Source organism: Cupriavidus basilensis (assembly GCF_029335485.1).
GTDB lineage: Bacteria > Pseudomonadota > Gammaproteobacteria > Burkholderiales > Burkholderiaceae > Cupriavidus > Cupriavidus basilensis_E.
In genome coordinates this window covers 22,542-36,543 of sequence record NZ_JARJLM010000101.1, presented here as the reverse complement: position 1 = coordinate 36,543, position 14,002 = coordinate 22,542, and the positions used below count along the sequence as shown (strand labels likewise).

The window sequence follows — 14,002 nt, the reverse complement described above, 5'->3', positions numbered from 1 at the left end:
GGCCTCGGGCCACTGGGGCGCGGGCCGGTCCTGCACCTGGGCCAGGGCCTCCAGCGCGAAGGCCACCGCATTGGGACTAACGAAAACGACCAGCGAGAAGTCCGCCAGCCGCGCCAGCGCCGCGCGCAGGCGCCCTTCGTCGGCCGCGGGGCCGATCGCCAGCAGGGGGAAGCCAAGCACGTCCAGGCCGGCGGCCGAAAGGGCCTCGGTCAGTTGCCGGGACTGCCCGGCGGGTCGTGTTACAACGACGGTCGGGCGGGGCATGGGCCGGCCTCAGGCAGGGGCTTGAGGGGATGCCGGATCAGCCAGCGCCGCAAGGATCCCGGCCGCACCCTGTGCCAGCAGGTCCTGGGCAACCGCCTCGCCGAGCGCTTCGGCCTGGCTGGCTGCCCCGGCACCCTCGACCACGGCGGCGGCGCGGGCCCGCACGCAACGGCTGCCGTCCGGCAGCGCCACGAAGGCCTCGATCTGCAGCTGCGAGCCTTCCCAGTGCGCGTGGGCGGCGAGCGGCACCTGGCACGAACCGCCCAGCATGCGCGACACGGCGCGCTCGGCAGTCACCGCCAGCGCGCTGGGCACGTGGTTGAGCGGAGCCAGCCACTCGGCCAGTTCGGGGCGCCCGGCGGGAATCTCGATGCCGAGCGCGCCCTGCCCTGCCGCCGGCAGCGAGCTGGCCGGATCGAGCACGGCGCGGATGCGCGCGGCCAGTCCCAGGCGCTTGAGGCCGGCGGCGGCCAGGATGATGGCGCCGTAGTCGCCGCGGTCGAGCTTGGCCAGGCGGGTGTCGAGATTGCCGCGCAGCGGCTGGATGACAAGGTGTGGATAGCGGGTCCGCAGCGCAGCCTCGCGGCGCAGGCTGGAAGTGCCGACCACGGTGCCGGCCGGCATCTCGTCCAGCGAGGCAAAACTGGCCGAGACCAAGGCATCGCGCGGGTCCTCGCGCTCCATGATGGCGGTCAGGGCGAAGCCTTCGGGTAACTCCATCGGCACATCCTTGAGGGAGTGCACGGCGAGGTCGGCGCGACCTTCGGCCATCGCGATCTCGAGTTCCTTGACGAAGAGGCCCTTGCCGCCGACTTTGGACAGCGTCCGGTCTAGAATCTGATCTCCACGCGTGGTCATGCCAAGAATGGACACATGGCACGCGGGATAGTATTGTTGCAACGCAGCACGCACATGTTCGGCCTGCCACATAGCCAGACGGCTTTCGCGGGAGGCGATCACGAGCTTGCGCGGTGCAGCGCTGGAGGATGACGGGGGAACGGATGCTTGCATCCGCGAATGTTAGCACGCACCCCAAGCCGCTCCGGGCCAACCGAACGCATAAGAGCCAAGAGATAACAGGAGATTGCATGACGCAGCAAGCCGCGCGCCCCGCCGGCCGGCGCAAGCCAACCGCCAGCCGGGCAGACGCCCCCGAAGCCACCCTGGCCTCCGCACCGCCCCCCGCCACCGCAGCCCCGGCCGGCAAGACCGCCGGCAGCAAGCGCACCGCCCGCGCGGCCGCGCCCAGGCCTGACGCCGTACCGGCGGCCAATACCCCGGCCCGCCGCGCCAGCGACAAGGACCTGCCCCTGCGCGAAGACATCCGCTTCCTGGGCCGCCTGCTGGGCGATTGCGTGCGCGAGCAGGAGGGCGAATCCGCCTTCGAGCTGGTCGAGACCATCCGTCAGACCGCAGTGCGTTTCCGCCGCGAGAACGACCGCGCCGCCGGCGCCGAGCTGGATCGCCTGCTCAAGCGCCTGTCGCGCGACCAGACCAATTCGGTGGTGCGCGCCTTCAGCTATTTCTCGCACCTGGCCAATATCGCCGAGGACCAGCACCACAACCGCCGCCGCCGGGTGCATGCGCTGGCTGGTTCGCCATCGCAGCCGGGCAGCCTGGCCCGCGCCCTGCAGGCCATCGATGCCGCCGGCGTGACCGGCAAGACCTTGCGCAAGTTCTTCGACGAGGCGCTGATCGTGCCCGTGCTGACGGCGCACCCGACCGAAGTCCAGCGCAAGAGTATTCTCGACGCCGAGCGCGAGATCGCCCGCCTGCTGGCCGAACGCGACCTGCCGATGACCGCGCGCGAGCGCGACCACAACACCGCGCTGCTGCGCGCCCGCGTCACCACGCTGTGGCAGACCCGCATGCTGCGCAACACGCGGCTGATGGTGGTCGACGAGATCGACAACGCGCTCTCCTATTACCGCACCTGCTTCCTGCGCGGCATCCCGCAACTGATGAGCGAACTGGAGGAAGACATCGCCGCGGTGTTCCCCACCACGCGCAGGAACAAGTCCGCGCCGGCCAACCCGGATCAGCTCGCGCCCTTCTTCCAGATGGGCTCGTGGATCGGCGGTGACCGCGACGGCAATCCCAATGTCACCGCGGACACGCTGGAACACGCCGCGAGCAAGCAATCGGCGCTGATCCTGGAATGGTACCTGGACGAAGTCCACGCGCTCGGCGCCGAGCTGTCGATGTCGAGCCTGATGGTGGAAGCCAGCCCGGCGCTGCTGGCGCTGGCCGAAGCCTCGCCCGACCATTCCGAGCATCGCGCCGACGAGCCCTACCGGCGCGCCCTGATCGGCATCTATGCGCGCCTGGCGGCGACCTGCAAGGCCGTCACCGGGCACGCCGCGCCGCGCCACCCGGTGGCCGACGCCGCGCCCTATGCCGACGCGCAGTCCTTCGGCGCCGACGTGCAGGTGGTGATCGACTCGCTGCGCGCCCACCATGGCGAGGCGCTCGCGCGCACCCGCATCGACGCGCTGGCCAAGGCCATCGGCATCTTCGGCTTCCACCTGGCCTCGATCGATATGCGCCAGGTGTCCGACGTGCACGAAGCCGTGATCGCCGAACTCTTTGCCGCCGCTGGCGTGGAGGCCGACTACGCGGCCTTGCCGGAAGCCCGCAAGCTGGAACTGCTGCTGGCCGAGCTGCGCCAGCCGCGCCTGCTGACGCTGCCCTGGCACACCTACTCCGAGCAGACCCGCAGCGAGCTGGCCATCCTGAACATGGCGCGCGAACTGCGCGCCCGCTACGGCGCGCGCGTGGCCCGCAACTACATCATCTCGCACACCGAGACGCTATCGGACCTGGTGGAGGTGATGCTGCTGCAGAAGGAAGCCGGCATGCTGCGCGGCACGCTCGGCAGCAAGGCGGACCCGGCACGCACGGAACTGATGGTGATCCCGCTGTTCGAGACCATCGAGGATCTGCGCAATGCCGCCGGCATCATGCAATCGCTGCTGGAGCTGCCGGGCTTCGCCTCGGTGATCGCCCACCATGGCGGCGAACAGGAAGTGATGCTGGGCTACTCCGACTCCAACAAGGACGGCGGCTTCCTCACCTCCAACTGGGAGCTGTACAAGGCCGAGCTGGCGCTGGTGCAGGTGTTCGAGACACGCCGCGTGAAGCTGCGCCTGTTCCACGGCCGCGGCGGCACGGTCGGCCGCGGCGGCGGTCCGACCTACCAGGCCATCCTGTCGCAGCCGCCGGGCACGGTCAATGGCCAGATCCGCCTGACCGAGCAGGGCGAGATCATCAACAGCAAGTTCGCCAACGCCGAGATCGGCCGGCGCAACCTGGAAACGGTGATCGCCGCCACGCTGGAAGCCTCGCTGCTGCCGACGCAGAACGCGCCCAAGGACCTGTCCGCCTTCGAAGCCGTGATGCAGCAACTCTCGGACCGCGCCTTCTCCGCCTACCGCGACCTGGTCTACGAGACGCCCGGCTTCAAGGACTACTTCTTCGCCACCACGCCGATCACCGAGATCGCCGACCTGAACCTGGGTTCGCGCCCGGCCTCGCGCAAGCTGATGGACAAGAAGCAGCGCCGCATCGAGGACCTGCGCGCGATTCCCTGGGGCTTCTCCTGGGGCCAGTGCCGGCTGCTGCTGCCGGGCTGGTACGGCTTCGGCAGCGCGGTCAAGGCCGTGCTGGACGAGGCGCCGGACGAGAAGGCGCACAAGGCCGCCGTTGCCACGCTGCGCCGCATGGTCAAGACCTGGCCGTTCTTCTCCACGCTGCTGTCCAATATGGACATGGTGCTGGCCAAGACCGACCTGGCAGTGGCCTCGCGCTATGCCCAGCTCTGTGAAGACGCCGCGCTGCGCAAGACCGTGTTCGCGCGCATCAGCGCCGAGTGGCACCTGACCTGCGAGATGCTGGCGCTGGTCACCGGCCGCCAGGAGCGCCTCGCCGACAACCCGCTGCTGGCGCGCTCCATCAAGAACCGCTTCGCCTACCTGGATCCGCTCAACCACTTGCAGGTGGAGTTGCTCAAGCGCTTCCGCTCTGGCAAGGACGGCGACGACATCCGCGTGCGGCGCGGCATCCACCTGACCATCAACGGGGTGGCGGCGGGCCTGCGCAACAGCGGTTGAGTCAACGCTGCGCGCAAAAAAGCCGCCATGGTGGCTGGCACCATGGCGGGAATACCCGTCCGGCCGGCAGGCCGGACGGCGCAGAGCGTGGCCCGCCTGACCATTGCGGCCGGTCATCCCGGCCGACACGGTAGCGGGCGGGCGCGGTTCAGGCGGCCAGGCCTGGTGTCAGGCGTCACCCAACGAACGCGCCCGGCACCGGATCTTCGCCGAGCACCGAAAGCAGGATGGCCCAATGCATCGCTTCATCGCCCAGGATGCTGCCGGCGGCCTTGGTCAGCTCGCGGTTATGGAAATTCGGCAACACGCCCAGATAGGCCGCGGTGGCCCCTTTCTCCAGCCCGGCGGCGAAGCGCAGTACATCGGCCTGCGTCTTGAGCTGATCGGTCGGGAAGTTGTACTCGGCCGGCTTCTTCGCCATCACCGGACTGCCGCCCAGCTTGGACACGGTGCCCCCCAAGACTTGCGCGTGCGCCTTGTGATGCGTCTGGAACTTGACCGCCGTATCCAGCACCGGTTTTTGCAGCAGGCCGCTCTCGGCACCCACCTGATAGGCCGCGATGGCCTGGTATTCCAGCCCCAGGGCGACGTTGAGAATCGCGATATCGTCCTTGGTGCTGCCGGACCGGGTCTGGGCCCATGCCGGCATCGACTCGCCCAGGCTCATCACCGCCAGCGATCCCAGCGCGAATAGCCCGGGTACCTTGAGCAAGCCGCGCCGGCGCGCATCCGGCGCGGCGAGGATGCGGCCATCCGTTTCCTCGCTGGCCTGGCGCTTCGTCTGCTCGGACATCGACTGCATGCGTTCCATGGTGTTCTCCTGTGTACTGACTAGGGTCTAGAGAGGGACGGCGCCCGCTGTGGTGGCGCCTGTCTCTTTTACGCACGCATTTCGCAATCGGATGCACACGCGGATTCGCATGCCGTAGCCGGCCCGTGCCTATAATCCGGACACATCTCTCGGCACTTAGCACTTAGCACTTAGCGCCACTTACCGAACCCTGCCCCCGGTGCCCTCTCCCGCCGAACCCGCCTTCGCCCCCAGGCCGGCCGACGCCGACCGGCTCGCCGCATTGCTGCAAGCCGCCGCGATGGGCGACCGGCAGGCCTTGCGCCAGCTCTATGAGCAGACCGCGACGAAACTGTTCGGGCTCGCGCTGCGTATCACCAGCAGGCACGACTGGGCGGAGGATGTTGTGCAGGAGAGTTTCGTCAGCATCTGGCATCACGCCGGCGACTACCGGCCGCACCTGGCCGCGCCGATGACCTGGATGACGGCCATCGTGCGCAACCGGGCACTGGACTGCCTGCGCCGGCAGGCGGCGGCCCGCGCCGGCCAGACCGTGGAACTGGACGACAGCCTTGGCGAGTGGCTGGCCGACGATGCGCCCGGCCCCGCGGATCTGGCGCTCGCCAGCCAGGAAGCGCGGGCGCTGAACCAGTGCCTGCAACGGCTGGAACAGCCGCAACGCCAGGCGATCTCCCTGGCCTACCTGAAGGACATGAGCCATAGCGAGCTGTCCGAACAATTGCAGGTGCCGCTCGGCACCATCAAGTCATGGATACGGCGCGGCCTGGAACGCCTGCGCACGTGCCTGGAAAGCCTGTCATGAACCTTAGCCGCCACCCGGACCTGATCGACCGCCTCGCCGCGCAGTACGCGCTGGGCGTGTTGCGCGGGGGCGCGCGCCGGCGCTTCGAGCAACTGGCGCGGCAGGAACCCGCCATCCGTGCCGCGATCGGGGACTGGCAGTCGAGGCTGGCCGGCCTTGCGGAGCTGCAGCCGGCATCGGAGCCCGTCGACAAGGTGTGGTGCGGGATCGAGCAGCGGCTGGGCTGGCAGCCCAAGCCTGACGCCGCCGCTCCAGCCGCTGAGCCGGGAGGCTGGTGGCGGCGCCTCTGGGTCACGCCCGTCTTCTGGCGTGGCGCCACTCTGGCGGCGGCGGCCCTGGCTGCCGTGGCGATCGGCCTCAATGTCCGCATGGCGCGCGAGCTGGAGGCGACCCCGCCGGTCAATGCGGTGGCGGTGCTGAACGACGAGCGCGCCCAGGCAGCTGTGCTTGTGACGTGGGATGCACGCTCACAGGCCTTGACGCTGCGTCGCCTGGATCACTTGCCGCTGAACGACGCGCAGGCGTTGCAGCTCTGGGCCTTGCCGGAAAGCGGCAAGCCCCAGTCCCTGGGCGTGATCGGGCACCAGCGCCTGGTGCGCCTGACCGTAGCCCAACAGGTCGGCAAGGTGCCGGCGCTGGCCATCAGCGTGGAGCCGCCAGGCGGCTCGCCCGATCCGAACGGGCCGACCGGGCCGGTGGTATTCAAGGGCCAGGTCATCGCCAACACCCCCAACACCCTTTAGGCAAGGCTGGGAGGACGGCGCTGGCGTCGCTGCGCGGCCTTGTCGTACCCTTTGTACTGCCTGCGGCCGCGCGATGCCCGGCAGCGATATAATCCCGGTTTCCCCGATTTTTCCCGCTCGCGCCGCGGCCCGCCGCCGGCTTGCGAGCCAACCCAGCCTTACCGCCCATGACCTCCCAACTTGCCAAGAAAGGCGAAGCCTGGTCCGCCCGCTTCTCCGAACCGATGTCCGACCTGGTGAAGCGCTACACCGCTTCGGTGTTCTTCGACAAGCGCCTGGCCCTGTTCGATATCCAGGGTTCGCTGGCGCATGCCGCCATGCTGGCCAGGCAGGGAATCATCGCCGAGGCCGACCGCGCCGAGATCGAGCGCGGCATGACGCAGATCCGTGGCGAGATCGAGGCCGGCAGCTTCGAATGGAAGCTCGACCTGGAAGACGTCCACCTGAATATCGAAGCACGCCTGACCGCGCTGGTCGGTGATGCCGGCAAGCGCCTGCACACCGGCCGCTCGCGCAACGACCAGGTGGCCACCGATATCCGCCTGTGGCTGCGCAGCGAGATCGACACCATCATCGGCCTGCTGGGCGCGCTGCGCGGGGCGCTGCTGGACCTGGCCGAAAAGAACGCCGACACCATCCTGCCGGGCTTCACCCACCTGCAGGTGGCCCAGCCAGTCACCTTCGGCCATCACCTGCTGGCCTACGTGGAGATGTTCACGCGCGACGCCGAGCGCATGGCCGACTGCCGCCGCCGCGTCAACCGCCTGCCGCTGGGCGCCGCCGCGCTGGCCGGCACCAGCTACCCGATCGACCGCGAGTTCGTGGCGCAGCAGCTGGGCTTCGACGGCGTGTGCCGCAACTCGCTGGACGCCGTCTCCGACCGCGACTTCGCCATCGAGTTCTGCGCCGCCGCCGCGCTGGTGATGACCCACATCTCGCGCTTCTCCGAAGAGCTGGTGATCTGGATGAGCCCGCGCGTGGGCTTTATCGACATCGCCGACCGCTTCTGCACCGGCAGCTCGATCATGCCGCAGAAGAAGAACCCGGACGTGCCCGAACTGGCACGCGGCAAGACCGGCCGCGTCAACGGCCACCTGATCGGCCTGCTGACCCTGATGAAAGGCCAGCCGCTGGCCTACAACAAGGACAACCAGGAAGACAAGGAGCCGTTGTTCGACACGGTGGACACCGTGGCCGACACGCTGCGCATCTTCGCCGACATGGTGCCGGGCATCTCGGTCAAGCCGGAAGCCATGCGCGCCGCCGCGCTGCAGGGCTATGCCACCGCCACCGACCTGGCCGACTACCTGGTCAAGCGCGGCCTGCCCTTCCGCGACGCGCACGAAGCCGTGGCCCACGCGGTGCGCGCCTGCGACGACCGCCGCTGCGACCTGGCCGACCTCACCGTGGCCGAGCTGCGCGACGCGACCGGCCTGGGCGACAAGGCCGCGCTGATCGGCGACGACGTGCACGAAGTGCTCACGCTGGAAGGCTCGGTCGCCGCGCGCAACCACATCGGCGGCACCGCGCCGGCGCAGGTTCGCGCTGCCATCGCCGCCGCGCGCGCGACGCTTTGAATCAGCGCGCCGGCGCTTGAAGCAGCGCAGCACGCCGATGTAGGTCTCGCGCAAGTTCCGCATTGGAAAAAGCCGCCAGGGCCCATGCCCCGGCGGCTTTTTTTATCCATTCGATTCTTGCGCAATGCGGTAGGTATTAGCCCCAAGCGCCGAAGCATTTTGTTGCAGATAAACTAAATGCCGAAAAAACAGGGGGAGACAACCCATGTATTACTTGCTTGGTCTGTCACGGCAGATCGACAGGTTGAATCAGCACACGGGCAGGCTTGCAAACATCATGATCCTGCTGTCGTGCCTGATCAGCGCAGGCAACGCCCTGCTGCGTTACGGCTTCAACCTCAGCGACAACTGGCCACTCGAGCTGCAGTGGTATATGTTCGCCATCGCGGTGATGTTCGGCGCGTCCTACACCTTCCAGCGCAACGAGCATGTGCGCGTGGACCTGATCTACGGCAACGTATCGGAGCGCGCGCAGCACTGGATCGACATCTTCGGCATTGTTTTCTTCCTGCTGCCTTCCTGCGTGCTGTTTACCTGGCTGTCGTGGGAATCGCTGTTCCTGCCCTCGTGGCGCATCCTCGAGCAATCCGGTAATTCCGGCGGCCTGCCGCGTTACCCGATCAAGCTGGTGGTGCCCCTCGGCTTCGGCCTGCTTGCCTTGCAGGGCGTATCCGAGCTGATCAAGCGCTTCGCCGCCCTCAAGGGCCTGGTGCGCATCGAATCGAAATACGAGAGGCCGGTGCAATGATCCCATTGGAATATATGCCGCCGCTGATGTTCGGCGGCCTGGTGGTATTCATGCTGATCGGTTTCCCGGTCGCATTTTCGCTGTCGGCGGTGGGGCTTGCCTTCGGCATCCTGTCCATCGAGTTCGGCTATTTCCCGGTCAGCTTCCTGCAGGCGGTGCCGAGCCGCGTGTTCGGCAGCGTGCTGGCCAACGAGCTGCTGCTCGCCATCCCGTTCTTCACCTTCATGGGCGCGATCCTGGAGAAGTGCGGGCTGGCCGAGGACATGCTCGACTCCATGGGCCAGCTGTTCGGCCCGGTGCGCGGCGGCCTGGGCTACTCGGTCATCATCGTGGGCTTTATCCTCGGCGCCATCACCGGCACCGTGGCGGCGCAGGTGATCGCCATGGCGATGATCTCGCTGCCGGTGATGATGCGCTACCGCTACAACATGAAGTACGCCACCGGCGTGCTGGCGGCGTCGGGCACCATCACGCAGCTGGTGCCGCCGTCGCTGGTGCTGGTGGTGCTGGCCGACCAGCTCAAGACGCCCGCCGGCAGCGCCGACGTGGGCAGCATGTACCTGGGCGCCTGGGGCCCGTCGGTGATCCAGATCGCGCTGTTCGCGCTCTACACCTTCGTGCTGGCCCGCATCAAGCCCGACTGGCTGCCGCCGGTGCCGGCGGAGGAGCGCACGCTGCGCGGCTGGGCGCTGTGGCGCAAATGCCTGCGCGGCATCATTCCCTGCGCGGTGCTGATCTTCCTGGTGCTGGGCACCATCATGATGGGCATCGCCACCCCCACCGAGTCCGGCGCCATGGGCGCGATCGGCGCGCTGGTGCTGGCGGTGCTGCGAGACCCCGGCTTCGGCAAGCTCGACCGCAATATCTACCGCACCGGCCTGGCCGCCACCGGCGTGGCCATCGTCGCCGGCACGGTCGCCTTCGGCTCGCATGCCTTTCGCATTCCGCTGGCGGTGGTCTACCTGGCCATCGCCTGGCTGCTGCTGCGCGCCGGGCAACTGAGCGAACTGCGCGGCCTGATCATCGATGCCTACCAGTCCACGGCGCGCATCACGGCCATGGTGGTGTTCATCCTGATCGGCTCCACCTGCTTCTCGGTGGTGTTCCAGGGCGTGGACGGCGGCGCCTGGGTGGAGCATATGTTCACCTCCCTGCCCGGCGGCTGGATCGGCTTCCTGCTGGTGGTCAACCTGTTCATCTTCTTCCTCGCCTTCTTCCTCGACTTCTTCGAGATCGCCTTTATCGTGGTGCCGATGCTGGCGCCGGTGGCAGTCAAGGTGCTGGCGCCAGTGGTGGCCGACTCGATGGGCGGCAACCCGGAAGCGGCGGCCACCGCGGCGCTGGTGTGGTTCGGCGTGATGCTGTGCGTGAACATGCAGACCTCCTTCATGCACCCGCCGTTCGGCTTCGCGCTGTTCTACCTGCGCGGCATCGCGCCCAAGGAAGTGAAGAGCTCCGACATCTACTGGGGCGCCCTGCCCTGGGTGGGCCTGCAGCTGATCATGGTGGCGCTGGTGATGTTCTGGCCGGGCATGGTGACGATGTTCCTGGACAAGGGCTCGCTGCACCATACCAATGCGGCTGAGGTCAGCATCCCGCTGGGGGGTGAAAGCAGCGGACCGGCCTCGGCGCCTTCACCGGGCAGCGGCACCCTGGAGCTGCCGTCGGCGCCGGCCGAGAACGAACCTGCCGCGCCGCAGTTCGAGTTCGACAAGAAGAAATAGCGGGTCTGACGCCCGGCGGCGGCAATTGCCAGAGTCAAAAGGCCCCGCGAGAGCCGGGGCCTTTCCTTTAACTGCATATGTCGATTTTGAGGTGCATACCGGCAAACACTTGCGGGAAGGGCCGGGGCAAGGGGGAAAAGCCGTCGCCATGACAGACGGCTTTGGCGCATCCGGCTACTTCACGCAATCCACGAAGTACGCCTTGCCGCCACCTTCCACCTCCTCCTCGACCAGGCCGTGGATATCGGTCTCGAAGCCGGGGAACAGCTTGTTGAAGTCGCGCGCGAACTTCAGGTACTGCACGATGATGCGGTTGAAACGCTCGCCCGGGATCAGCAGCGGGATGCCCGGCGGATACGGCGTCAGCAGGATGGCGGTGACGCGGCCTTCCAGTTCGTCCACGGCAACGCGCTCGATCTCGCGGTGCGCCATCATGGCCCAGGCGTCCGACGGCTTCATCGCCGGCTCCATGTCCGACAGGTACATCTCGGTGGTCACCCGCGCCACGTCGTTGGCCTTGTAGACGCTGTGGATCGCGTCGCACAGGTCGCGCAGGCCCATCCGCTCGTACTGCGGGTGCTTGCCGACGAATTCCGGCAGCACGCGCCACAGCGGCTGGTTCTGGTCGTAATCGTCCTTGAACTGCTGCAGCTCGGTCACCAGCGAGTTCCAGCGGCCCTTGGTGATGCCGATGGTGAACATGATGAAGAACGAGTACAGCCCGGTCTTCTCGATGATGATGCCGTGCTCGGCCAGGTACTTGGTGACGATGGCCGCGGGGATGCCGCGCTCGCTGAACTCGCCGTCGACGTCCAGGCCCGGCGTGATGATGGTGGCCTTGATGGGGTCGAGCAGGTTGAAACCATCGGCCAGGTCGCCGAAGCCGTGCCAGCGCTCGTTGGCCTTGAGCATCCATTCCTCGCGGTCGCCGATGCCGTCCTCGACCAGCGCATCGGGGCCCCACACCTTGAACCACCAGTCGCCGTTCATGCCGGCGTCGTAGTCGCCTTCCACCTTGCGCATGGCGCGGCGGAAATCGATCGCCTCCTGGATGCTTTCTTCCACCAGCGCGGTGCCGCCCGGGGCTTCCATCATCGCCGCCGCCACGTCGCAGGAGGCAATGATCGAGTACTGCGGGCTGGTGGACGTGTGCATCAGGTACGCCTCGTTGAACCGGTAGCGGTCCAGCTTGCGCGTGTCCGAATCCTGCACGAGGATCTGCGAGGCCTGCGACAGGCCGGCCAGCAGCTTGTGCGTGGACTGCGTGGCGAACACCAGCGCGTCCTTGCTGCGCGGACGGTCGCGGCCGATCGCGTGCATGTTGTGATAGAAGTCGTGGAATGCCGCGTGCGGCAGCCAGGCTTCGTCGAAATGCAGCGTGTCGATCTCGGTGGCCAGCATCTCCTTGATCTGCTCGGCGTTGTACAGCACGCCGTCGTAGGTGCCCTGGGTGATGGTCAGGATGCGCGGCTTCTGGTTCTTGGCCTGGCTGGCGAACGGGTGCGCCTCGATCTTGCGGCGGATGGTCTCCGGATCGAACTCGCTCTTCGGGATCGGGCCGATGATGCCGTAGTGATTGCGCGTGGGCATCAGGAACACCGGAATCGCGCCCGTCATCATGATCGCGTGCAGGATCGACTTGTGGCAGTTGCGGTCCACCACCACGATGTCGCCCGGCGCCACGTTGGCATGCCACACCATCTTGTTCGAGGTGGAGGTGCCGTTGGTGACGAAATACATGTGGTCGGAGTTGAAGATGCGCGCGGCATTGCGCTCCGAGGCCGCCACCGGGCCGGTGTGGTCGAGCAACTGGCCGAGTTCATCGACGGCGTTGCAGACGTCGGCGCGCAGCATGTTCTCGCCGAAGAACTGGTGGAACACCTGGCCGACCGGGCTCTTCAGGAAGGCCACGCCGCCGGAGTGGCCGGGGCAGTGCCACGAGTAGGAGCTGTCCTGAGCGTAGGCGATCAGCGCCTTGAAGAACGGCGGCGCCAGCGAATCCAGGTAGACCCGGGCCTCGCGGATGATGTGGCGCGCGACGAATTCCGGCGTGTCCTCGAACATGTGGATGAAACCGTGCAGCTCGCGCAGGATATCGTTGGGGATATGCCGCGAGGTGCGGGTCTCGCCGTACAGGAAGATCGGCAGGTCGGTGTTGCGGCGGCGCACTTCGTTGACGAAGGCGCGCAGCTTCTCGATGGCCGCCGCCTCGGGGCGGTCGTCCTCGCTGACGAATTCGTCGTCGTCGATCGACACGATGAACGAGGAGGCTCGGCTGGACTGCTGCGCGAACGAGGTCAGGTCGCCGTAGCTGGTCAGGCCCATCACCTCCATGCCTTCCTGCTCGATGGCTTCCGCCAGCGCGCGGATGCCCGAGCCGGAAATATTCTCGGAGCGGAAGTCTTCATCGATGATGATGACGGGGAAACGGAATTTCATAGGGCATCCTTGGACGGCAAGAAGGACTTGAGCCACATGGCCCGGGGACTGCGCCCCCGGGTCGGCATGTGGCTCGACATTCAGGCTTGGCGCGCGGCCCGGCTGGCTTCCCGGCGGGGCCGCGACGCGCGCATTGTAAAGCGATCAGGTCTTCGGCAGTGTGACACCTTGCTGACCCTGGTACTTCCCGCCGCGGTCGCGGTAGGAAGTCTCGCAGATCTCGTCGCTTTCGAAGAACAGCACCTGGGCGCAGCCTTCGCCGGCATAGATCTTGGCGGGCAGCGGCGTGGTGTTGGAAAACTCCAGCGTCACATAGCCTTCCCATTCCGGCTCGAACGGCGTCACGTTGACGATGATGCCGCAGCGCGCGTAGGTGCTCTTGCCCAGGCAGATGGTCAGCACGCTGCGCGGAATGCGGAAATACTCCATGGTGCGCGCCAGCGCGAAGGAGTTGGGCGGGATGATGCAGACATCGCCCTTGAAGTCGACGAAGGATTTCTCGTCGAAGTTCTTGGGATCGACGATGGTGCTGTTGATATTGGTGAAGATCTTGAATTCGTCGGCGCAGCGGATATCGTAGCCGTAGCTCGAAGTGCCGTACGACACGATCTTGCGGCCGTCTTCCTCCCGTACCTGGCCGGGCTCGAAGGGCTCGATCATGCCGTGCTGTTCCGCCATGCGGCGGATCCACTTATCGGATTTGATGCTCATAGGGGTATCGGGATGAACAAATGAGGGCAGGCTCGGGCGCGGTCGGGAACGACCGGGAACGCTGCTCGCATTTG

At 67.1% G+C, this 14,002-nt stretch carries 11 protein-coding genes; 6 read left to right on the top strand and 5 right to left on the bottom strand.

Annotation, left to right across the window (positions count from 1 at the left end):
- The coding region (locus P3W85_RS06070) for a uroporphyrinogen-III synthase (protein WP_276264109.1) at positions 1 to 264 on the bottom strand (264 nt) is incomplete at its 3' end.
- A 9-nt stretch (positions 265 to 273) separates the two neighbouring features.
- Complete coding sequence (gene hemC, locus P3W85_RS06065; protein WP_276264108.1) at positions 274 to 1,275, bottom strand: hydroxymethylbilane synthase; 1,002 nt, start codon at positions 1,273 to 1,275, stop codon at positions 274 to 276.
- Positions 1,276 to 1,352: 77 nt separating this feature from the next.
- Here hemC and ppc point away from each other — a divergent pair, with 77 nt between their 5' ends.
- Positions 1,353 to 4,373 carry a phosphoenolpyruvate carboxylase gene (ppc, locus tag P3W85_RS06060; RefSeq protein ID WP_276264107.1) on the top strand — a complete coding sequence of 1,007 codons (3,021 nt, stop codon included), beginning with the start codon at positions 1,353 to 1,355 and terminating at the stop codon, positions 4,371 to 4,373.
- Between the two features lie 175 nt (positions 4,374 to 4,548).
- Here the strand turns inward: ppc and P3W85_RS06055 are convergent, their stop codons facing one another.
- Entirely contained in the window at positions 4,549 to 5,184 is a 636-nt protein-coding gene (locus P3W85_RS06055; RefSeq protein ID WP_017225425.1) for a ferritin-like domain-containing protein, read from the bottom strand.
- A gap of 190 nt (positions 5,185 to 5,374) precedes the next feature.
- On the opposite strand from P3W85_RS06055, the gene P3W85_RS06050 reads away from it, so the two are divergent.
- From P3W85_RS06050 to P3W85_RS06030, 5 genes are all read left to right on the top strand, one after another.
- On the top strand, positions 5,375 to 5,986 hold the full coding sequence (locus P3W85_RS06050; protein WP_276264111.1) for an RNA polymerase sigma factor: 612 nt from the start codon (positions 5,375 to 5,377) through the stop codon (positions 5,984 to 5,986).
- Complete coding sequence (locus P3W85_RS06045; protein ID WP_276264106.1) at positions 5,983 to 6,729, top strand: anti-sigma factor; 747 nt, start codon at positions 5,983 to 5,985, stop codon at positions 6,727 to 6,729. Before P3W85_RS06050 ends, P3W85_RS06045 begins: the two co-directional genes overlap by 4 nt.
- Before the next feature lie 167 nt (positions 6,730 to 6,896).
- Positions 6,897 to 8,306 (top strand): argininosuccinate lyase, encoded by a 1,410-nt coding sequence (gene argH, locus P3W85_RS06040; RefSeq protein ID WP_276264105.1) that lies wholly within the window; start codon positions 6,897 to 6,899, stop codon positions 8,304 to 8,306.
- A 205-nt stretch (positions 8,307 to 8,511) separates the two neighbouring features.
- Complete coding sequence (locus tag P3W85_RS06035; protein ID WP_346430245.1) at positions 8,512 to 9,054, top strand: TRAP transporter small permease subunit; 543 nt, start codon at positions 8,512 to 8,514, stop codon at positions 9,052 to 9,054.
- Positions 9,051 to 10,778: a TRAP transporter large permease gene (locus P3W85_RS06030; RefSeq protein WP_035817820.1), complete on the top strand. Its 1,728-nt coding sequence runs from the start codon at positions 9,051 to 9,053 to the stop codon at positions 10,776 to 10,778. Before P3W85_RS06035 ends, P3W85_RS06030 begins: the two co-directional genes overlap by 4 nt.
- A gap of 174 nt (positions 10,779 to 10,952) precedes the next feature.
- Here the strand turns inward: P3W85_RS06030 and P3W85_RS06025 are convergent, their stop codons facing one another.
- Both P3W85_RS06025 and dcd read right to left on the bottom strand, forming a co-directional pair.
- Positions 10,953 to 13,217, bottom strand: a complete 2,265-nt coding sequence (locus P3W85_RS06025; RefSeq protein WP_017230747.1) for an arginine/lysine/ornithine decarboxylase — start codon at positions 13,215 to 13,217, stop codon at positions 10,953 to 10,955.
- Positions 13,218 to 13,361: 144 nt separating this feature from the next.
- The gene (dcd, locus tag P3W85_RS06020; protein WP_017230746.1) at positions 13,362 to 13,928 is read right to left on the bottom strand and encodes a dCTP deaminase; all 567 of its coding nucleotides are present in this window, start codon (positions 13,926 to 13,928) and stop codon (positions 13,362 to 13,364) included.
- Positions 13,929 to 14,002: the final 74 nt, after the last annotated feature.